The following is a 20488-nucleotide window of genomic DNA, read 5'->3' on the forward strand; positions in this document are numbered from 1 at the left end:
GGTGGGGGACACGACGTCGACGTCCTTGCTGATTGCAGAGAATGATGTGAGGGGCCACCGCCTGTATTACGTCCAGATTCTCGCAAATGCTGCATTGAAGCGCGGGAGCGACGTGACAATTGCGCTGCGGGCTGACCAAGCTCGTCTTCCGGAAATCGAGCTGCATCTGGGCAAAGTCATGAGCGGTGTCACGATGCTGTACCTTGATGCCATCAACCTCGACGTTCTCGTTGAGAAGTCGCGGGAACTCGGCTCCAGTCTGACCGTCGTTCCTGATGGCGACGGCTACGTGCGATCGCTCGTACGTCAGGGACGGTGGCGCGGATCCGGATCGTTTTCGCTGCTGATCATGCGTGAGGGCGCCACACGAACGAGTTCGCGTCTTTCTCGAACGCTGGTGTCTTGGGTGAAGCACGGCCTTTACTTCTACCTCCACCAAATGCGGCGAGTAAACGTCGTCATCCTCCGCTCGGCGCTATGGCACGGCAATTCCTACTTCTCGATAGCGAAGGATCCCGTAACGCTGAAAACGTCACCCGCTGCGGCATCTACCATACGGAGCGAGTGGGGCCTGGACGACAGACGTTATTGGTTCGCTGTGCTTGGTGCGGTTACGTCGAGAAAGAACGTTGCATTGGTTGCGGAAGCTCTGCTCAGCGTCCGATCGAAGCAGATTGGTCTATTGATTGCCGGAAAGTGCGACCGAAGTGTTCGGGACGCCGAGGAACTGCTGCAGAAGCTCAGGAGCGCGGGCTGCACCGTTATCGTCCAAGATCGTCTGCTGTCCGATGAAGATTTAGATACTGCAGTCGCCATCGTGGACTGCCTTGTGCTGGCGCATTCCAACGAGGGACCCAGCGGCCTTTTCGGAAAGGCCGCAGCGGCTGGTACCAGAGTGGTCTGTGCCGGCGCGAAGTCCTTGCGCAGAGACACAAAGGCCGCCGGCGAGATGGCGAGTTGGTCAGAGCTGAGGTCCGACGTCCTCGGTAAGCACCTCGAACATGCGGCCTATGCGCCTCGGCCGCATGCTGTTGCTGAGACCGGCTTCGCTCCGTTTGTCCGCCCCCTGCTGCAGGTTGAATCCCGTGAAGCTTAAACTCCTTTTTCGAATCGGGAGCGCCGGATTCGCCTCTCTGATGCAGGCGGCGACACTGCTGCTGGTTGCGCGTTTTGCGGGCCCAGAGGATTTCGGTGCCTTCGGGCAGCTAATCTCGATTGGATATGTCGCAGGCGGCATTCTCGGGATGGGTATGAGCGCGCGGGCGCTGCGACTCGCAAGCGTCGATGCTTGGCGTCCGGTCGCAACAACCATGATGCTTCTTCGTGTCATGACGTCGCTCGGCGTTAGCGGTTTACTGATTGCGTTCGCACTATTGGTAGGCGACGACGTGGCGCTCGCCACGGCGGCTTCACTCTTCATCATCGGGGAGCTTGTCGGAGAGCTGATTCAAGGGATCCTGGCTGGGCGAAACCGCCAATATTTTGCGTCGTTCATCTTGTTGCTTCACAGGATCCTCGTCCTCACACCCGTAGCGCTCCACTTGGTCTGGCAGACCGAAATCTGGCTTCACCTCATGGTCGGCGCGGCGCTTGGTCTAGTGCTGCTGTTTTCGATCGCGGCGGCATCTGGGGCGCGTCCGAGCTCTCCTCTCGAGCTCTTGCGATCATCCTTGGGGTTTTGGTTCGCCTCCACGGTGACCAGCGCAGGGCAGCTGGATATTTCGTTTGTGCGGTTGGCTGTCGGGGACGTCGCAACCGGTCTTTATTCTGCGGGTAGCCGGATAGGTACCCCACTAAACGTGGTCACGAACGCAGTCCTTAACGTCTACGTCCCCGCGATGTCGGCACAAAGAGACGAGGGCGAACGTCTTAGGACCTTTCGCCGCCTGAGGACTCTCAGTTTGGCGTATTCGACTCTGTTGGTAATTGCTTCGCCTGGAGTCGGCTTCGCTCTGGTAGCGATTTTAGGAGAGGACTACAGCTCAGGTTGGCCGTTGTATGTCACTGTAACCTGCGGTGCTGCCCTTAGTGGTGTCAGTCAGTCCTACAAGTCACTTTGCTACGCCGAAGATCGTCCGTTCGCGGCTGGCAGGTCGATCCTGTTGGGAACGCTCATTGGACTCGTATGGATCCTTGTGGGTGGAGCAGTTTTCGGGTTTCCTGCCATTGTTCTCGCGCCGCTCGTTATGCAGGGGGCGATCCTTTTAGCGTTTCTCGTAGACCGCGCGCGAAATCGCGCGTGGGCAGGCAGGCAGTACTTCGTCGATGCCGATTCCGATTCCGACCATGACTTGACTGCCGCGGAACCCCCGGAACGGCAAGCTCAGGAACGAGCGGATAAGGCAGTCAACAGCAGTGCCGATTGATCGCCTGTCGCGCTAGCTTCTGGCACGCTCGCCGATCTTCTTCGCGGGGACGCCACCCCAAATTTCCCAGTCTCCCGTGGATTGCGTTACAACCGCATTCGCCGCCACGATAGTACCTTCGCCGACTCGGGTGACCCCGACTCCTCCAAGGACGCGGGCGCCTGGATACAGAACCGCCTGGTCGCCGATTTCTATCCGCTTCATCGGGCTCAAATGCCTCGGTCTGTGCGCATCAGCGCGGCCGATCGTGACCTGATGGAAGATCGTGACATCGTCCCCAATTGTTGTCTCAGGGTGAATTACTGTCCCGATACCACGATGGTGAATAGTCACGCGTTGACCGATAGAGGTGGCCGCGTGCACCTCCAGCCCGCACAATAGCAACAACTCTCGAACTAAGCGATACCGTCGTCGCGCCACTAGCCACTCAATTGTTCCCAATTGCCTCACCGCTCTCTCTCAATGCCGACGCTTACCGCGGCTGATTTCCAAATGGATGTCCGAAGGCACCTTCCTGGGCTATGAGGGCCGCAGTTAGATATGGGCCAGGGCGTCTGTGACCACCTTTGCAAAGGCGGAAGCCACGCTCTGAATGGTAGGTATCTCTTCTCGAAGTCCACGGTCACCGCTGTCAAACGTCGGAACGGAGTGGTTCAAGCTATTTTCGGCGAAAGACTGAGGATCGTTTTCCAAGTACAGGACTTCCTCACCCTCCAGAAACTCCACCTCGGGTGCATGGAAGCCAAAATCCGTTGTGTGAACTGGAAGTCCAAACGCCAGGGCGTCCACTGCTACTAATCCCACGCGGCCTGGCATCCAAACCGCACCAGAAACGGCCGCAAGTCGAGCAAGCTCGCGGCCTCGCGCTACTGGTACATGCACTACTGGAGCGCCGTTGGTAGCAGCAGTCTTGACAATGGGCTCAAGTTCTCCCTTGCCGACGATGATCAGCTTGAAGCTTGGGTCCAAGCGACGTGCGTGGATGGCAGATTCGATGAGAAAGTCGATTCGCTTGCTCTTGTCGAGCCCGCCAACGAAAAGGGCTCGTGTTCCGGTTCCCACGAGACGGCGTGTCCGCTGAAAGTCCTCCGCATCAAGGGCGAGCAAGTCCGACCTGAGAGCGACGGTGTCAGTGCTGTTCCCAATAGCGACGACGGAGCTCGGGTCGAGTTTCCCCCTTTCGATCAAATACTGCCGACCGCTTGCCGAATAGGTCATGACTCGCTCGCTTCGTCGAGCCAATGCCCACTCGATCCGATCGCCAATTCGCGACGGATGGTTCACGTACGACTTTCCATGACCCCAAAGCACCACTGGTCGTTTCCGTAGTACTGCGTCCCATGCGAACAGGTTGAGTGCTTCCAGTTCCGACACAATGAGGTCGGGCTTTGGAGCGAATGACGCTCGCCGAAGCATAATCTGCCTCTGGCCCAGCAAGACCTTCCTCTCTTGCATTGGGATGAAACCACTCACTGTGGACAGGTCGCCGCGTTTCGCTTGAATCGCTCCTGGGGCGCCAGCAGCGATTGTCAAGCGGACGCCTACTTGGTCGAGCAGCTCGGAAACCCGTGAAAACAATGGAACCCGGTACGCAGGGATATACGGCTGTGTGATCAGTACATGCATGAGGGGGCTCCATCTCGAAGATCGATACGTCGTCGGGGCACGATCACGATCCTTTGACTTGCTCGTAGCATTCCAGCGTGGAGTCGGCCGATGCTGCCCACGTGTAGCGGTCTGAAGCGAACGACCGCCCTCGCTCGCCCAGTTGTCTCGATGCATCGGCCTCACTTAGGAGAGCCGAGATGACCTGAGACAAGTCCGCCGCGTCGAGGGCGGCCAAGCGGAGGGCGCCTTTGCTTGCCGCTTCGGGGGCGATGCCCACCTCGCGGCTTGCAACAACGGGACATCCAGCCGCTAAAGCCTCCGCGACCGCGACCCCGAAGCTTTCGTCCTCGCTTGGAAGCGTGAACACGGAGGCACGCGACAATAGGTGTGCCCGCGTCGCGTTATCGACTTGACCTAGAAACACAACTCGATCAGCGACGCCTTGCTCTCGTGCGAGCGCGACAGGTGAATAGCCGAGGCGCGGATCTATTGGGCCGGCAACGAGGAGGCTAACATTCAAGTCCTGAAGAGGCGGCTGATTTAAGGCGCGTATCACGAGGTCAAGACGTTTCTTGGGCGTGACGCGTCCTAAGAACAAGATTTGTTGCTCCGCAGGATCTCGTTCCAAATGAAACAACTCTGATGTGACGCCTAGAGGTACATTGAAGGCCCGAACGTGCGGCAGCACCTGTTTCGCGTCCTCCTGCTCACGACTGCTGCTGTAGATCGCGCCGCTAAGGCCCTTTACGGCCCGACCGTCCACTCCAGCTAAGTACGCTTCTTTTTTCCAGCGCCTCTGTCGCCAGTGATATGAATCCAACGCGCCATGCGGCTGTATTACGTAGGGAACCCCTGCCTTTAGCGCGGCGCGCATCGCGATGGAACTCGTATACGTCTGAAAGCTGTGTACGTGAACAATGTCTGCATTCTCTACTGCCTTCGTCAGAGCAGGACGCATATTCGGTGAGTAGGTCCACGAGTGGGGCCGCCTGCTGGGAAAAATTGTGACGGATTCGTCGCTCGCTAAATCGCCATCAGACTCGGTCACACCCTTGTTTGTCGTGAAAAGTTCTGTCTCGACCCCAAGGTCGCGAAGAGCTGGGAGCAGTCCGCGGATTACTTCTGAGGGGCCGCCGTCGCGCCGAGCAAATGAAGCCGCAACGTGCAAAACCTTCACTTGGAGTTTCCAGACACAAGCAGCTGGACAGGAGTGCCGTGTGCGGCTTCGCCGCTTCGAAGCTCTTGGAGTTTAAGAGCGATCTGCCAGTAGTACATCGCTAGTGCAAGTGCATAGTCGAGCCCCGCCCGACCGTCCAAGAATCCCCGGCGGAGGATGTACGAGTACAGGAAGAAGATGAGCGGCTTGAACGGAACCTTGTCGAAAAGCTTTCCCTGGCGGCTCTTCGCGGCCGAAATGGATTGCCTGCGCTCAGGAACAGCGCGAACATGCGCCTCCCAATCTGAGTATCGATTGTGGCGCTCGAACCAAGTACGAATGGGGTCCTTGTCGTCATGGGAAATTCTTGCTGTAGTGCGCCCTATTGGTCCTCGGGAGGTGGGTTGGTAATGCCCCTCCAGCTCACCCATCCCTGGAATTTCGAGGTCGTCCATTTCCGGAAAATGGTTCCTGTCCCGGCGAACCAGACACCGCTTGAAGACGCGATGGCCGTGCCTCAGGCGCTTCCCGGAGAAGTGGTAGGTGAGCGGAATGTCGAACGCAACGACCGCTGGTGAACGGCCATCGCAAAACTGCAAGGCCAGCTCCGACACCAGTTCAGCAGTGGGACTCTCGTCAGCATCGAGAAAGAGCACCCATTCGTTTGCCGTCCGAACGTTGTCGAGCTGCCACTGCTTCTTTTTAGGGTAACGACCGTTCCACGTGAAATTTACGACGGTCGCGCCGAGCTGCCTCGCAATCAGCTGCGTGCCGTCATCGCTGTTCGAGTCAACGACGATTACTTCGTTAAATGCTCCCAAGGACTCTAAGCAGTGTCGAATCCCGGTTGCTTCGTTCTTCGTTTGGACGAGGACACTAATCGGGAGCTCATTCATACTTACCTTTCACCTCCGGGCGCGTCAGAAGGAAGGCGCTCAAGAAGCGTCCCCGAACCTGGTCCCCAGAATTTCGCCGTTCGGTCCACCGACTACTGAATTTGGCGGGATGGCGCCCCCTACAACCGTCATGGGCCGTACGAGCGAAGACCTGCCGATATTCGCGCCCCCCAGAATCATGCAACGCGAAGTAATCCATACGCCCGGCTCAATCACTATTGAGCGGGTGACAAGGGCCATATCTCGTCGATGTGCGTGGCTGCCTGTCGTGAGAAGCGTCTCTTGGGATATCACCACATCACTTCCTACGATGATGTGGTCTTGATTGTGAAACCAGACACCTTCTCCAATCCAAGAGCGGTCACCAATGTGCAGCTTCCAAGGGAACTTGACACGCGTACGAGGCCGAAAAATGACGCCATTGCCGATTTCAGCGCCGAAAAGGCGGAGCGCGCGCGTGCGCACGGCTGAGCTGATTTGCCAGGGGTTGGTCACGAGTACAAGCTCGACAACTGCCCACAAATAGACGACAAGCTTCGGTCGATCCCACGCGGAATGTTCGCCGGGCGCAGCGGCGAGATTGATCACGGGAACGTCCTCTCGGGCAGCAGCCTTCTCTTTGCTCACCGATTCCCCCGAATATTGTGCGAAGCGCACATCGAATAGTCTCGCCTAGTGCCTTCGAATCCCCGTGTCTTAATTCTAGGGCTGAATTTCCCCCCGGAAACAACCGGCATCGCTCCTTACGCCGGTTCGTTCGCCTCGGGCTTGGCCGGTCGCGGAATCGATGTGCACGTGTTGACCACATATCCTCATTACCCGGACTGGCGGTTCCGAGGCCCTTTGGTTCGTTGGACCCACCGAGAATGTGTAGAGGGCGTTGCAGTCACACGTTTGCGTCACTACCTCCCGAGTAAGCCCGAAGGTGTCAGGCGCCTCTTGTCCGAAATTTCCTTCGGTGCGCGGCTATTGGCTGCTAATTGGAGCAGGCCGGATGTAGTCGTGCTCGTTTCGCCTGCACTATTCTCATCGGCGCTTGCGATGCTGCGGGCCCGGTTCAGTCCGCGGAAACCCGCGGTCACAGTTTGGGTACAAGACCTCTACAGCCTCGGCATTAGGGAAATGGGCTCAGGCGGTGGAACCGTTGCGCGCGCAATGAGGTGGATGGAGTCCATGACGCTGCGAGCGGCGTCCCGCGTAGTTGTGATTCACTCCCGATTCGCTGCCTATGTCACGGATGAGCTCGGTGTCGATGCGGATCGTGTGGACGTGGTGCGCAATTGGACCCATCTGGGACCGACGCCGACGATCGACGTAGGCGAGGTGCGGAATCGTCACGGCTGGACTCCAGGCGAGACGGTCGTGCTACACGCAGGCAACATGGGAGTGAAGCAAGGTCTGGAGAACGTAATCGACGCTGCACGCTTGGCAAGCGAGCGAAGTCTGCCGCTAAAGTTTGTGCTACTGGGGAACGGCAACCAGCGGGCGGCTCTCGAGGAGTACGGGCGAGATGTCGATGGTCTTCAGTTTCTCTCGTCCCTCGATGACGTGGGATTTCAGTCAGCTCTTGGTTCAGCGGACATACTTCTTGTGAACGAGAAGCCCGGAGTGTCGGAGATGGCAGTGCCGAGCAAGCTCACATCTTATTTCAGCTCCGGCCGTCCTGTAGTGGCGGCGACGGATCTCTCCGGTGTTACGGCAGAAGAGATCCGGGCGTCCGTAGCGGGCATGGTGGTGCAGGCTGGTGATCCGCAAGCATTGGTAGATGTGTGCCTTCAGCTCCGTGAGGACCCTGAGCAGGCCTCGGTGCTCGGCGCGAACGGTCAGCGCTACCGGAAGGATGTGCTCGGGCAGGAGCCCGGAATCGACCTGTTCGCAGGAATCCTTCGGACAATGGCATCGCGACAGCGCCGGTAGGCTCTACAGGTTGGAGACTTCGCGACAGGGGGATACATGACGAAGCGCGCTCTTATCACTGGCATCACGGGACAAGACGGTTCCTATTTGGCGGAGCTCTTATTGGCCAAGGGGTACGAAGTTCACGGTCTCATCCGTCGTGCTTCGACTTTCAACACCTCGCGTATTGACCACCTGTACGTGGATCCGCATGATCCCTCGGCCAAGCTCTTTCTGCATTATGGCGACTTGAGCGACGGGGCGCGGTTGGTCAGCCTTCTTGCCAACCTCAAGCCGGATGAGGTCTACAACCTCGCGGCTCAATCGCACGTTCGCGTCTCATTCGACGAGCCCGAGCACACCGCCGACACGACAGGCACCGGCAGCGTCCGGTTGCTGGAGGCTGTTCGGGTCTCCGGGATCCACACGCGCTTCTATCAGGCGTCGTCTTCAGAGATGTTCGGTGCGACGCCCCCGCCCCAGAACGAGGAAACGCCCTTCTACCCGCGTTCCCCGTATGGCGCAGCCAAGGTTTACAGTTACTGGATCACCAAGAATTATCGTGAGGCGTACGACATGTTCGCCGTCAACGGCATCCTCTTCAACCACGAATCTCCCCGTCGCGGAGAGACCTTTGTCACGCGAAAGGTCACTCGCGCGGTTGCGGCGATCAAGGCAGGTCGGCAGGACTTCGTCTATATGGGAAACCTGGATGCGGTTCGTGACTGGGGCTACGCACCCGAATACGTCGAAGGCATGTGGCGGATGCTCCAAGCAGACGAGCCCGAGGACTTCGTCCTGGCGACAGGCGGGAATTACACCGTGCGCGATTTCGTCGAGACTGCGTTCAATCACGCGGGCCTCAATTGGGAGGACCACGTCAAGTTTGATGAGCGTTATCTGCGCCCGACGGAGGTCGACGCCCTTGTCGGCGATGCCTCCAAGGCCAAGGACAAGCTCGGATGGAAGGCGACGGTCGACACCGCCGACCTGGCGCGGATTATGGTCGAGGCCGACATGTCTGCCCTTGAGCATGCGGGCAGGCACTGGGTTGACGAGGTCCGCCTCGAAAGCTGGGGGACGAAGTAAGCGTGATGTCGGGGACACAAAAAGGGGCGGCGGGCGAACGCGAGAACATTGCATTCGAACCCGGGCCACTCGAGCGCTCGGCTCGCTTCTACGTGGCTGGCCACCGCGGTCTGGTCGGTTCAGCGATTTGGCGCCGGCTCGAAGCTGAAGGCTTCACCGACTTGATTGGGCGTACGTCGTCCGAGCTCGACCTCAAGAATCGAGAAGCGGTTTTCGCGTTCTTCGCTGAGGCGAAGCCTCGCTACGTTGTATTGGCTGCGGCGAAAGTCGGGGGAATCCTGGCGAACAGCCAATACCCGGTTGACTTCCTCAGTGACAACCTGCGCATCCAGGTGAACGTGTTGGACGCGGCGCTTCAGCATGGGGTCGAGCGGCTTTTGTTCTTGGGATCTTCGTGCATCTATCCCAAGCTGGCACCGCAGCCCATCCACGAGGACGCTCTTCTCACCGGTCACCTTGAGCCAACCAATGACGCATACGCGATCGCGAAGATCGCGGGAATACTCCAGATCCAGGCCGTCCGGCGCCAGTACGGTCTTCCCTGGATCTCAGCCATGCCCACGAATCTCTACGGACCTGGTGACAACTTCTCACCCACGGGTTCTCACGTGCTGCCGGCCTTGATTCGTAGATATGACGAAGCGGTGAAGACTGGAGCGGAAAGCGTCACGAACTGGGGCACCGGCAGTCCTCGTCGTGAGTTTCTCCATGTCGACGACATGGCGGCGGCCTGCCTTCATCTCCTGGAGCACTACGACGGGCCGGAGCAGGTGAACGTTGGTACCGGTCGGGACGTGACGATCCGGGAGATCGCAGAGACCATTGCCCGCGTGGCCGGGTTCAACGGCGAAACGAAGTGGGACACAAGCAAGCCTGACGGCACTCCTCAGAAGCTTCTTGACGTATCTAAGCTCGCGGCTGCCGGCTGGACGGCCGGGATCGACCTTGAGGAAGGCCTCCGCTCCACCGTCAAGTGGTACCGGGAGAACCTCGAATCGATCCGCGCCTAATCACGGCTTCAGGCCCGCGTAATGGCGGGGTCGTAGTCGTCCTGAAGGCGAGAGTCGATGTCCTCGTACATCACGTCGAGAGGGTGGGTGAGGTGGCGCGCAAGCCAAGGTCGAATACCGCTAAGGAAGCGGGGCATGTGCGGACATCCTTTTCGCTAGCGTTACCATTCGGGTTGGTGTGAGTGGGATCACTCACGCTGAGCTCGAGTTGAACAATCCTCGGGTGTTGTGCTCAAGCTACCCGACGTCCTCGGCGAAAGCGAGACCCACGTCCTTTTAGAGCGTTGGTCGAGCCGGAAGTGTGGCCCTTATAGCTCGGATAGGCTCTTGGGAATGGGGAATTTCGCATGAAGATGTCGGTTATCGGCTGCGGGTATTTGGGGGCGGTCCACGCCTCGGCGATGGCCGAACTCGGCCACGACGTAATCGGCATCGATGTCGACTCGAACAAGGTAACTCAGCTCTCGGAAGGGCGGCCTCCGTTTTTCGAACCTGGTCTGCCTGAGATCTTGGACTCGGCCATGGCGACCGGGCGACTGCGTTTCAGCACCGACATCGCAGACGTTTCAGGTGCCCAAGTCCACTTCATCGCTGTGGGCACGCCTCAGAAGCAGGGCAGCCACTCCGCCGACCTCTCATATGTGGACGCCGCGATCGGCTCGCTTCTCCCGCATCTATCGCCCGGCGATCTTGTCGTGGGAAAGAGCACGGTCCCCGTGGGAACGGCCGCACGGCTTGCTGAGGTGATCGAGGCTTCGGGCACAGGCGCGTCACTGGCTTGGAACCCTGAGTTCCTTCGCGAAGGCTTCGCCGTGAAAGACACCATTGCACCGGATCGTCTCGTGTATGGGGTGCCGGCGGGTGATGCGGGGGAGCGCGCCGTCGCTCTGCTCAACGAGGTGTACGCCTCGGCCATCGCTGCCAGCACCCCGCTCGTGGTTACCGATTACGCCACAGCGGAGTTGGTGAAGGTGTCGGCCAACGCCTTCCTCGCGACCAAGATCAGCTTCATCAACGCCATGGCGGAGATAGCGGAAGTGACCGGCGCCGACGTGACTCAGCTCGCCGACGCCATCGGATATGACTCGCGCATCGGCCGCCGCTTCCTCGGCGCAGGCGTCGGGTTCGGCGGCGGCTGCCTGCCCAAGGACATTCGCGCCTTCACCGCACGCGCCGAGGAGCTCGGACGTGGCGAGTCGGTGGCGTTCCTCAAGGAGGTCGACGCCATTAACCTGCGGCGTCGCCAGCGCGTCGTCGATCTCACCGTCGCGGCGCTCGGCGGGCAGGTTTACAACAAGAAGGTCGCTGTGCTCGGGCTCAGCTTCAAGCCGCATTCGGACGACGTGCGGGACTCGCCGGCCCTGGATGTCGCGGTGCAACTCCGCGGCCTTGGCGCCAATGTGGTGGCGACCGACCCGGAGGCGATTGAGAACGCACGGGCGCGGCATCCGCAGCTCAGTTATTCACCAGACCTCGAGGAGACGCTGCGCGACGCTGACGCTGTGGTGCACGTCACCGAGTGGCCGCAATACCGCTCGCTCGATCCGGTGTGGGCTGGCCAGCTGGTGAGCAACCGCACCGTCATCGACGCGCGCAACTCCTACGACTCGGCTGCGTGGCGTGCAGCGGGCTGGACCTACCAGGGTCTTGGTCGGCCGTAGGGGCGCAGGGTGGCGACTTAGCTGAACGGCAGTGAATGGCTCATCGCCATCGAAGCCAGGCAGGCAGCCAGCAGCGTGACGACGGCCACGGCTCCGATCCGAATGACCAGCCAACGCCGCGTGTACTGGAACCGCCGGAACCATCGTCTGAAGCGCCGACGCGAGTGTCTCATCTTGCCCCCTTGTGTCCGCACTTATGAGGACATCCCCTGTCCGCACTTTAGGGGACATCGCGGCGGATGTCGAGGGGGAGTGGCTGAATCAGTCGCCACCGCGTCGGGTCTGGATTGCGGATTGTGGGAAACTGGTGCTTTGAATTCCGACAGAAAGCGCGCATGACCGACTCACCACGCAAGCGGCATTGGCTGCGCAACGTCCTCATCGCGCTCGGTGCCGTCGCACTCCTGATCGCAATTCCCGTCGGCGTTTACGCCTTCAGCCTCTCGCGCACCTTCGACAGTAAGAAGGAAACGATCGAGGACGTGTTCCCCGACGAGACATCGCGGCCCACTGTGCCGCAGGGGGAGGCCGGCAAGGCCGAGAACATCCTGCTGCTGGGCTCCGACACCCGCGGCGAACTCGGTGACGACCTCGACGACATCCGTGGCCAGCGGTCGGACACGATGATGGTCGCCCACATCCCTGCCGACCACAAGCACGTCTACATCATGTCGATCATGCGTGACAGCTGGGTCGACATCCCGGGCCACGGCCAGGCGAAGGTGAACGCCGCGCTCTCCTATGGCGGCATCCCCTTGGTGGTTCAGACGGTGGAGGGCCTGATCTCGGCGCGCATCGACCACGTGGCCATCGTCGACTTCAGCGGATTCGAGGGGGTCACCAACGCGCTCGGCGGCGTCGAGGTCAACAACGACATCGGCTTCAACTCCTCACACCTCAAGGGGCACTACTTCCCGCAGGGTGTGCAGACCATGAACGGCACGGAGGCGCTCGCCTTCGTGCGCGAACGCTACGCCTTCGCCGACGGCGACTTTCAGCGGGCCCGCAACCAGCAGGCCTACCTGAAGGCCGTGATCGACAAGGTGCTGAGCGCCGGCACGCTGCTCGACCCGGTGAAGACGAACAACTTGGTCTCGGCGATCGCGCCGTACCTCAAGGTGGACAAGGGCTTCGACTCGGCCTACGTTGCGTCGCTCATCCTCAAGATGTCGTCGGTGCGGTCGGGGGACATCACGTTCTTCACCGCGCCCACTGCCGGCACCGGAACCTCCGACGGCGGGCAGTCCATCGTGAACCTCGACGCCGAGAAGATGAAGCTGCTGCAGGAGGCGTTCCGCACCGACCGGCTGGACACCTACCAGCCGGAATTGCAGACCATGCAGTAGCGAGTCCGGCGTGTTGTCGCTCCGACGCGAATCTCTACCCCCTGTTCGGGGTCATTGTGTCGGCATTAATGCGGACGTACCGTGAGTGTGTGACCTGCTCCTAACCCGAATAGGGGCGATCATTCATAACCCGAAGATCCCCTGGGTCTCCCACGATGTGGGGAGATCCAGGGGATCTTTTCGTCTCTTGCGGTTTAAACACAGAGCATCCCCCCGCGCACAGCTAACCCGAATAGCGCGGCGGGGGGACGACCAAGTCTAGCGCGACAGAAAGCGGCTGGGTGACGGTTCCCTGTGAGTTTCTATTCCCGCGCCTCCGTCCCGGAAGCGCGGGCCGTTCCGGGGAGCGGGTTAGTCTGGAAGGGTCCCAGCACCTGATCGCACGAGGCAGAAATGCAACCATTCGCGCAACTGTCGCCGAAACGCATGGCGTGGCGCGTAGCATCCGTTGCGGTGGGAACCTTCGTGGTGATTGTTGCCATGCTCGCCGGCATGAGGGCCTGGAGCCTGAGCCAGGGGTTCGCGTTCCAGGCCATCCCGGGAGCCCTGCCGAGCGCGACGCCGGGCCCGCCGGGCGGCCCGGGTCCGCAGAACATCCTGCTGCTGGGCGTTGACGCCGGCCCCGCGGATGCGACGGCGACGCCTGATCCTGCGGCGCACCTCGACGGCCTCAGCAGCGTGCTGCTCGTGCACCTTCCCGCCGAGCGGGACGGCGTGGAAGTGTCGTCGATCCCGGCCAGTGTGCCCCTGCGCGACGACACGACGATCGGGGAGGCGCTGCGCTCCGGCGGCGTGACGAACGCGGTTGAGGAGGCCGAGGGACTGCTTGACACGCACATCGACCACGTCGCCGTGATCGACGACAACGCGTACGCGGCAGTGGCCGAGGCCTTTGAGGGGGTGACTGTGACAGCGGATTCGCCCTTCCGCACCCGGGACGGCGGCCAGGTCGCTGCCGGCACGCAGCGGCTCGACGCGGCGGGCGTGCTCGCCTACCTGCGGCCCGACCCTGCCCAGCCCGGGGCCGAGGAGCTCGCGATGCGCAATCAGCAGGAGCTGATCGAGTCGATGCTCGGGGAGGCCGTGAGCGGTGACACGCTGACGAACCTGCGGCTTCTCGCTGACCTGTCCGCCGAGGTGAACCCGTACATCGCCGTGGACGAAACGCTCACGCCGGAGTATCTGGCGGGGCTCGGGCTGAAGCTCGACGACATCCGTTCTGACGTCGTGTTCGACACGTTCAGGGGCTAAGCCGCGGCGGTCTCCACCGCCATGGCGCGCTCGCCCCACAGCGTGAGCACCAGCAGGGCCAGCACGGTGCCGAGGATGGCGCCGGTGGTGTTGGCGACGACATCGGCGATCGACGGGAAGCGCTCGGCGAGGAAGATCAGCTGGCCGAACTCGATGGTGGCGCTGGCGGCGAATCCCGCGGCGAACCCGAGCCACCAGCGCTCTATACCGAAGTAGGCGACGACCAGCAGCCCGACGGGAACGAACAGGGCGATGTTCGCCGTGAATTCGACCACCGAGTAGTTGATGGCGTGCGGCATGCCGTATTTGTGCAAAACCCAGAGGATGTGCTGGATGCTGGCATGCGCATCCTGGTCGACCGGGGTGGGCCAGAATGCGGTGAGCGCCATGAACACGGCGTAGACGGCGGCTGCCCAGGGCGCGGCGCGCCTCAGTAGTTCGGCCAGCGTCACGTCGTCTCCTCACCGGATGCGGCGGGCTCGGGTCGGGTGCACCGGTGTCGCATCGCCGTGGATGTGCCAATACTAACCACGCGTGCGCGCCGTGTCGTGCGTTCGCCGCCACGGGAAGGGAACGGTGAGGAGCACCAGCCCGACGCCGATCAGGGCGAGCCCGGCCCAGCCGGCCGCGTTCATCCGCTCGCCGACGACGACGATGGCGAGCACGGCGGCGACCGCGGGCTCGGTGAGGGTAAGGGTTGTCGCGGTGCTGGGCCGCACGCGCTCCAAGCCGATGCCGAAGAGGAGGTAGCCGAGGAACATCGGCACGAGCGCCATGTAGGCGGCGACGGCCAGCGACTGGGGCGACGACACGAGTGTTGCGCCGGTCGCGATGAGCACGGGGACCAGGAGCGCGCCGCCGAGCCCGAAGACGGCGCCCATCGAGGCGGCGCGGCCGACCGCCCGCTGCATCATGCGGTGCACCGCCCAGGAGTAGACGGCGTAGGTGACGCCGGCGAGCAGGCCGAGCGCCACGCTCGCAACGGTCGCTCCCGCCGACGCGGTCGCTCCGCCGAGTCGGGACACGCACAGGAGCGCGCTCCCACCCACGGCGAGAACGGCGGCGACGGCCCACCGCCGAGTCAGGGGAGTGCCGTCGATCGTGCGCTCCAAGATGGCCGAGGCCAGCGGCGCGGACGCCAGCGAGACGACCGTGCCCACCGCCACACCGCCGAGCCGCATCGAGCTGTAGAACGCAAGCGGGTAGACGGCGACGGAGATGGCGCCGAGCGCGACGAGGGCGCGGTTTCTCTGCAACAGTCCCCGCGAACGCCGTATCGACGGGATGGCGATGGCGGATTGCAGGATCCCGCCGATCCCCATCGCCGCAGCGCCGATCGCGAGCGGACTCGCGTGCGGCGCGAAGGTCGCGGCCGTGCCGGTCGTGCCCCACAGCACCGACGCGACGAGGATCGCCGCGATGCCGCCTCCGGCGCGGCTCACCGGGCGGCGCCCGTGTCAGCGAGGACCATCGACTTCACCGTCTCTCGTGCTGTTGCCCAGCGGATACCCAAAACGCTCCCGCCTGCAAGAGGCGGGAGCGTTTCGATTGGTCGGGGTAACAGGATTTGAACCTGCGACCTCGTCGTCCCGAACGACGCGCGCTACCAAGCTGCGCCATACCCCGATGGCCCGTGGGCCTCAATAAGTATAGACGCTCCCGGCGGCCAGTGCTGACAGCATCCGTTGGCCCTAAGCCTCGACCGGCAGTTGCGCGGGTTGAACGCCGCTACGCTCGTTGAATTCAGCCCGCGAAGCGGCGTTCAACCCGCGCACCGCGAATTCGCGGACGACGGGTCAGAACGAGCCGGCGGTGAGGGTGAGGAGCGTCGCCTCGGGCGGGCAGGCGAAGCGCACCGGCGCGTAGATCGACGTGCCGAGGCCGGCCGAGACGTTCAGGTACGCGGTGCGCAGGCCCTGGTGCCAGAGGCTCAGCCCCTTCACCTGCTTGCGCGGGATGTCGCAATTGGTCACGAGCGCGCCGAAGCCGGGAACGCAGACCTGGCCGCCGTGCGTGTGCCCGGCGAAGATCAGCTGCGCGCCGTGGTTCACGAACGAGTTCAGCACCCGCTGGTACGGCGCGTGTGCGACGCCGACGGTCACCGTGGGGCGCGGTTCGGCCGCAACGGATGGGTCGGGCCAGGTCTCGTCGGAGAGCGGGTCGTTCGCGCGCAGGTCGTCGATCGCGCCCGTGATCACCTCGAGGCGGTCACGCCCCACGTGCGGGTCGTCGACCCCGAAGAACTCGAAGTGCGTGCCGCCCAGGTCGAGGGCGCCAGCCTTGTTGTTCAGGTCGACCCAGCCGAGGTTCTCGAACACGCCGAGCAGGCGGTCGATGTCGAGCCGCTCCACCTCGGGATGCACCACCGAGGGGCCGCCGAAGTACTTCAGCGGGTTCTTCGGCTGCGGTCCGACGTAGTCGTTCGAGCCGTTCACGAACACGCCCGGCACGCCCTCGAACGGGGCGAGGGCGTAGGCGATGCCACGGATGCCGTCGGCATGGCCCAGGTTGTCGCCCGTGTTCACGATGAGGTCGGGTTTCAGGTCGGCCAGCGCGCGGATCCAGTCCTGCTTGTCGGTCTGCCAGGGCGCCATGTGCAGGTCGGACAGATGCAGCACGCGGATGCTCTCCGCCCCCGGCGGCAGCACCGGCACCGTCACCTCGCGCAGCGTGAAGTCGTTGCGCTCCACGAGTGCTCCCCAGGCGAAGGCGCCGAGGCCGGCCGCGCCGACTGCGCCTGCAGTCAGCGCGGCCACCTTGCCGCCGAGGCGGAGGGCGCTCAACCCTTCTTGTCCTTCGGCTTCGTGGGCTCCTTGGTCGGCTCCGGAGCCTTGGTCGCCGTCGGCTTGGGCTCCTCCTTCGGCGGGGCGACGTAGTGACCGATGGTGATGGTCACGTTGCTGCCGGGCCTGGCCTCGTTCCCGCCGCCGGGCGACTGCGAGATGACGACGCCGTCCTGCGACTTGTCGCTGGTGTCCTTCGTCTCGGTCGAGACGCCGAACCCACTGAGAACGCCGCGAGCGGCCTGCTCATTCTGCCCGGTGACATCCGGAACGACGGTCAGCGAGCCGTTGCTGGTGTAGATCGTGACGGTCGAACCGCGGCCCGTGATGCCCGACGGGTCGGTGCCCGTGACGGTGCCCTTCGGCAGCGAGGAGTCGACGTCGCCGCCCACCATCGGGTTGAAGCCGGCCTTGTTCAGCGCGGACTGGGCCTCGGAGACGGACATGCCGCGAACGTCGGGGATCGAGACCTGCGGGGCCTGGATGACGTCCGGTGCCGGCTCGGGGAAGTCGTCTCCGCCGTACTTGGCGTTGGCGACCGACATGATGTCGGGCCACATGCGGTGACGAGCCTCTGCGGCGCGGCCGCTGTCGAAGAACACTTCGCGTTGGTTGAGCACGTGGTGGCCCTCGCCCTTCAGGCCCACGAGACCCACGACGGTGGCAACCTTGGTGCTGGCGCCGTTCATCCACGTGTCCACGTTGCCGTCGGTGGTACCGGTCTTGCCGATCATCGGCACCTTGGGCTCGGTGGCGTAGTACGACGACGTCGCGGTTCCGGCGTCATCCGTCATGACCTTGCCCATGGCGTAGGTGAGGCCGGCATTGAGCTTCTTGTCGATGGCCTGGTGGCACTCGGACTTCGGAATCGGCAGCTCCTTGCCCTCCGGGCCGATGATCTTGTCGATCGCGATCGGAGTGCAGACCTTGCCCTTGTTGGCGATGCCCGCGTAGGCGGTGACCATCGTCAGCGGCGCGATCTCGTTGGTGCCGAGCACGGTGCCAGCCGACTGCTTCAACGGGTCGCCGTCGGCGCGGTGCACTCCGAAGTCCTTCGCCGTGTTGGCGATACCGCAGAGGTCTAGCTCCTTCGCCATGCCGATGAAGGCGGTGTTGATCGACCGCTCGGTGGCGTACAGGGCTGTGTAGTCCGAGCCGGTCTCGCCGTCTTCATCGTTCTGCGGGCTGAAGCCCTGGGCATCATAGTTCTGGGTGCCATGGCAGCTGTCGCGGAAGTCGCCCCAGTTGTCGCGGTACGCGGAATCGGTGTGCTCCTTCAGCGTGTGGCCTTCTTTCAGCCACTCCGCGAGAGTGAAGACCTTGTACGTCGATCCGGGCTGGAACCCGCTCGAGCCGCCGAAGCCGACATCCGTGTTGTAGTTGATCGGCGAGTACTTGTCGCTCTTCGCCAGCACGTCGGGGTCCTGGCTGTAGATCTTGTTCTGCGCCATCGCGAGGATGCGACCGGTTCCGACCTGCACGCTGGTGGCGAGGGCGGCCTCGTTCCAGCCGTCGTAAGTCATCGGAACGTTCTTTTTGATGGTCTTGACGGCCGCGTTCTGCACGTCGAGGTCGAGCGTCGTGTACACGTCGAAGCCGCCGCGGCGGAAGTTCTGCTGGCGGGTCTCTTCGTCTTTGCCGAAGGTCGGGTCGGTGCGGAGGATGTGGGTCACGTAGTCGCAGAAGTAGGCGTTCGCCTTGGCCGAGGCGCAGCCGGTGCTCGGCGGCGTGATCTTCGGCTCGATCTTGGTGGCGATCGCCTCGTCGTGCTGCTTCTCGGTGATCTTCCCGTACTTGAGCATCTCGTCAAGGATGTAGTCCCGGCGCGACTTGTTGTCGGCGTATCCGTTGGCCTTGCCGTTGGTCGGGCTGTCGGGGTTGTCGAGCTGGAACTTGACGGGGTTGTTCACGATGGCCACGAGGCTTGCCGCCTGCGGCAGCGTCAGCTTGGACGCGCTCGTGTTGTAGTAGTAGTTCGCCGCCGACTCGATGCCGTAGACGGTGCCGCCGAAGAGGGCGATGTTGAGGTACCCGTTGAGGATCTCGTCCTTCGAGTACTCCTTCTCAACGCCGATCGCGTAGCGCATCTCCTGGAGCTTGCGCTCAGCGGATGTCTCGGTCGCGTCGGTGTAGCAGGCGTTGCGCTTCTCTTCGTTGCTGATGAGCTCGCACTTCTGCACCAGCACGTTCTTCACGTACTGCTGGGTGATGGAGGAGCCGCCACGGGTGCGGCCGGTGGCGACCGTCTGCACAGCGCCCTTGATCGTGCCGCCGATGTCGATGCCGCCGTGCTCATAGAAGTGCGGGTCCTCGCCGGCGACCGCAGCATCCTTCACGAACTGGTTGATCTGGTCCCAGCCGACCTCGACGCGGTTCTGGTCGTAGAAGGAGGCAAGCAGCACTTTGCCGCCGTCGTCTTTCTTCGCGTAGATGTTGCTCTTCTGCGAGAGCTGGTCGATCTTGAGGTACTCGGGCAGGTTCTCGAAGACGTTCATCGTGTTCGTCGCAGCCATGCCGGACACGGCCAGGGCAGGGGTGACAGCGACGGTGACGAGCACGCCGGCGATGGCGCTCATGCCGACGAAGCCAAGAAGCCCCCCGACCCAACGACCCATCGAACGATTTTTGGCAGACATAGGATTGAGCGTAAGGGACGAAGCTGAAAATCCACCTGAATGGGAGAGCCATGCCTGCCTGGGAATACCTCACGACGCCGTTGATGATTCATAACACTGCGGCCATCCTCAACAACTGGGGAGCCGACGGCTGGGAGCTGGTGCAGGTCGTCACCGGTCCCGAGGGCGGACTGGTCGCCTATCTGAAGCGCCCGCTGGCGTCGGCGACGACGGATGTCGACGCATCCGCTGTGGGGGCCTGACATGTCGATGATCGAAACCCGCCTGGCGGAGCTGGGCATCGAATTACCCGAGGTCGTGCCGCCCGTGGCCGCCTACGTGCCGGCGATCGTCTCGGGCACGCTCGTCTTCACCGCGGGTCAGCTGCCGATGGTGGCGGGCAAGCTGCCCGCGACCGGCAAGGTCGGCGACGGCGAGGGTCTCGTGCCGGCCGATGACGCGCGCCAGTATGCGCGCCAGTCGGCGCTCAACGCCCTCGCGGCCATCAAGGCGGTGATCGGGTCGCTCGACCGGGTGACGCAAGTGGTCAAGGTGACGGGCTTCGTCGCATCCGACCCGTCGTTCACCGGGCAGCCGGGTGTCATCAACGGCGCCTCCGAGCTGCTCGGCGAGGTCTTCGGCGACATCGGCGTGCACGCGCGGTCGGCCGTGGGGGTTTCGGTGCTGCCGCTCGATGCGCCCGTCGAGGTCGAGCTCATCGTCTCGTTCGCGTGACCAGCCCGCGAACTGAGCGTTGCCTCGACCGTACGACGTTGACCCCCGCCGCGTGTCGCAACTCACCGTTCGCGGC

18 protein-coding genes and 1 tRNA gene are annotated in these 20488 nt (G+C 62.6%); 10 read left to right on the top strand and 9 right to left on the bottom strand.

Translation table 11 applies throughout. The features are described 5' to 3' along the window. Position 1: 1 nt before the first annotated feature. Together EEJ31_RS13740 and EEJ31_RS07125 are read left to right on the top strand one after the other, a co-directional pair. A complete protein-coding gene (locus tag EEJ31_RS13740; protein ID WP_148040145.1) occupies positions 2–1096 on the top strand; it encodes a glycosyltransferase family protein in 1095 nt (364 codons plus the stop codon). Continuing rightward, positions 1086–2366: a lipopolysaccharide biosynthesis protein gene (locus EEJ31_RS07125; protein WP_158603919.1), complete on the top strand. Its 1281-nt coding sequence runs from the start codon at positions 1086–1088 to the stop codon at positions 2364–2366. Before EEJ31_RS13740 ends, EEJ31_RS07125 begins: the two co-directional genes overlap by 11 nt. 534 nt (positions 2367–2900) lie before the next feature. Here EEJ31_RS07125 and EEJ31_RS07135 read toward each other — a convergent pair. Genes EEJ31_RS07135 through EEJ31_RS07150 form a run of 4 tightly spaced genes read right to left on the bottom strand, consistent with a single transcriptional unit; the run spans position 2901 to position 6614 of the window. Beyond that, positions 2901–4148: a glycosyltransferase family 4 protein gene (locus EEJ31_RS07135; protein WP_123045617.1), complete on the bottom strand. Its 1248-nt coding sequence runs from the start codon at positions 4146–4148 to the stop codon at positions 2901–2903. Next, a complete protein-coding gene (locus EEJ31_RS07140; RefSeq protein WP_123045618.1) occupies positions 4036–5151 on the bottom strand; it encodes a glycosyltransferase in 1116 nt (371 codons plus the stop codon). Before EEJ31_RS07140 ends, EEJ31_RS07135 begins: the two co-directional genes overlap by 113 nt. Then, positions 5148–6026 carry a glycosyltransferase family 2 protein gene (locus tag EEJ31_RS07145; protein ID WP_123045619.1) on the bottom strand — a complete coding sequence of 293 codons (879 nt, stop codon included), beginning with the start codon at positions 6024–6026 and terminating at the stop codon, positions 5148–5150. The genes EEJ31_RS07140 and EEJ31_RS07145 overlap by 4 nt, the downstream gene beginning before the upstream one ends. A 39-nt stretch (positions 6027–6065) precedes the next feature. Continuing rightward, positions 6066–6614, bottom strand: a complete 549-nt coding sequence (locus EEJ31_RS07150; RefSeq protein ID WP_233563782.1) for an LbetaH domain-containing protein — start codon at positions 6612–6614, stop codon at positions 6066–6068. An 87-nt stretch (positions 6615–6701) separates the two neighbouring features. Between EEJ31_RS07150 and EEJ31_RS07155 the strand changes: the two genes are divergently transcribed. From EEJ31_RS07155 to EEJ31_RS07180, 6 genes are all read left to right on the top strand, one after another. Beyond that, positions 6702–7943, top strand: coding sequence for a glycosyltransferase family 4 protein (locus EEJ31_RS07155; protein WP_267897609.1), 1242 nt, complete (start codon positions 6702–6704; stop codon positions 7941–7943). Positions 7944–7979: 36 nt separating this feature from the next. After that, positions 7980–9011 (top strand): GDP-mannose 4,6-dehydratase, encoded by a 1032-nt coding sequence (gmd, locus tag EEJ31_RS07160; protein WP_123045620.1) that lies wholly within the window; start codon positions 7980–7982, stop codon positions 9009–9011. Between the two features lie 5 nt (positions 9012–9016). Continuing rightward, on the top strand, positions 9017–10021 hold the full coding sequence (locus tag EEJ31_RS07165) for a GDP-L-fucose synthase family protein (protein WP_123045665.1): 1005 nt from the start codon (positions 9017–9019) through the stop codon (positions 10019–10021). A gap of 347 nt (positions 10022–10368) precedes the next feature. Next, entirely contained in the window at positions 10369–11682 is a 1314-nt protein-coding gene (locus EEJ31_RS07170; protein ID WP_123045621.1) for a UDP-glucose dehydrogenase family protein, read from the top strand. A 335-nt stretch (positions 11683–12017) separates the two neighbouring features. Then, on the top strand, positions 12018–13028 hold the full coding sequence (locus tag EEJ31_RS07175; RefSeq protein WP_123045622.1) for an LCP family protein: 1011 nt from the start codon (positions 12018–12020) through the stop codon (positions 13026–13028). Between the two features lie 426 nt (positions 13029–13454). Beyond that, positions 13455–14279 carry an LCP family protein gene (locus EEJ31_RS07180; protein WP_158603921.1) on the top strand — a complete coding sequence of 275 codons (825 nt, stop codon included), beginning with the start codon at positions 13455–13457 and terminating at the stop codon, positions 14277–14279. Here EEJ31_RS07180 and EEJ31_RS07185 read toward each other — a convergent pair. From EEJ31_RS07185 to EEJ31_RS07205, 5 genes are all read right to left on the bottom strand, one after another. Continuing rightward, positions 14276–14731 carry a VanZ family protein gene (locus EEJ31_RS07185; protein ID WP_123045624.1) on the bottom strand — a complete coding sequence of 152 codons (456 nt, stop codon included), beginning with the start codon at positions 14729–14731 and terminating at the stop codon, positions 14276–14278. The two genes, EEJ31_RS07180 and EEJ31_RS07185, sit on opposite strands and share 4 nt — an antisense overlap. Before the next feature lie 72 nt (positions 14732–14803). After that, positions 14804–15721: a DMT family transporter gene (locus EEJ31_RS07190; RefSeq protein ID WP_123045625.1), complete on the bottom strand. Its 918-nt coding sequence runs from the start codon at positions 15719–15721 to the stop codon at positions 14804–14806. A 107-nt stretch (positions 15722–15828) separates the two neighbouring features. After that, positions 15829–15905, bottom strand: a tRNA-Pro gene (locus EEJ31_RS07195). Between the two features lie 170 nt (positions 15906–16075). Beyond that, a complete protein-coding gene (locus EEJ31_RS07200) occupies positions 16076–17062 on the bottom strand; it encodes a metallophosphoesterase (protein WP_199727300.1) in 987 nt (328 codons plus the stop codon). Beyond that, the gene (locus EEJ31_RS07205; protein ID WP_233563783.1) at positions 17059–19677 is read right to left on the bottom strand and encodes a transglycosylase domain-containing protein; all 2619 of its coding nucleotides are present in this window, start codon (positions 19675–19677) and stop codon (positions 17059–17061) included. Before EEJ31_RS07205 ends, EEJ31_RS07200 begins: the two co-directional genes overlap by 4 nt. A 104-nt stretch (positions 19678–19781) precedes the next feature. Here EEJ31_RS07205 and EEJ31_RS07210 point away from each other — a divergent pair, with 104 nt between their 5' ends. After that, the gene (locus EEJ31_RS07210; protein WP_233563784.1) at positions 19782–19940 is read left to right on the top strand and encodes a DUF4177 domain-containing protein; all 159 of its coding nucleotides are present in this window, start codon (positions 19782–19784) and stop codon (positions 19938–19940) included. Position 19941: 1 nt separating this feature from the next. Further along, positions 19942–20412, top strand: a complete 471-nt coding sequence (locus EEJ31_RS07215) for a RidA family protein (RefSeq protein WP_123045628.1) — start codon at positions 19942–19944, stop codon at positions 20410–20412. Positions 20413–20488: the final 76 nt, after the last annotated feature.

Origin of the sequence: Cryobacterium tepidiphilum (assembly GCF_003716325.1) — a bacterium.
GTDB lineage: Bacteria > Actinomycetota > Actinomycetes > Actinomycetales > Microbacteriaceae > Cryobacterium > Cryobacterium tepidiphilum.

Coding starts and splice junctions, on each gene's coding strand:
- EEJ31_RS07210 (WP_233563784.1), top strand. CDS start 19,782: ATGATTCATAACACTGCGGCCATCCTCAACAACTGGGGAGCCGACGGC.
- EEJ31_RS07135 (WP_123045617.1), bottom strand. CDS start 4,148: ATGCATCGAGACAACTGGGCGAGCGAGGGCGGTCGTTCGCTTCAGACC.
- EEJ31_RS07165 (WP_123045665.1), top strand. CDS start 9,017: ATGTCGGGGACACAAAAAGGGGCGGCGGGCGAACGCGAGAACATTGCA.
- EEJ31_RS07215 (WP_123045628.1), top strand. CDS start 19,942: ATGTCGATGATCGAAACCCGCCTGGCGGAGCTGGGCATCGAATTACCC.
- EEJ31_RS07170 (WP_123045621.1), top strand. CDS start 10,369: ATGAAGATGTCGGTTATCGGCTGCGGGTATTTGGGGGCGGTCCACGCC.
- EEJ31_RS07145 (WP_123045619.1), bottom strand. CDS start 6,026: ATGAATGAGCTCCCGATTAGTGTCCTCGTCCAAACGAAGAACGAAGCA.
- EEJ31_RS07175 (WP_123045622.1), top strand. CDS start 12,018: ATGACCGACTCACCACGCAAGCGGCATTGGCTGCGCAACGTCCTCATC.
- gmd (WP_123045620.1), top strand. CDS start 7,980: ATGACGAAGCGCGCTCTTATCACTGGCATCACGGGACAAGACGGTTCC.
- EEJ31_RS07205 (WP_233563783.1), bottom strand. CDS start 19,677: ATGGGTCGTTGGGTCGGGGGGCTTCTTGGCTTCGTCGGCATGAGCGCC.
- EEJ31_RS07180 (WP_158603921.1), top strand. CDS start 13,455: ATGGCGTGGCGCGTAGCATCCGTTGCGGTGGGAACCTTCGTGGTGATT.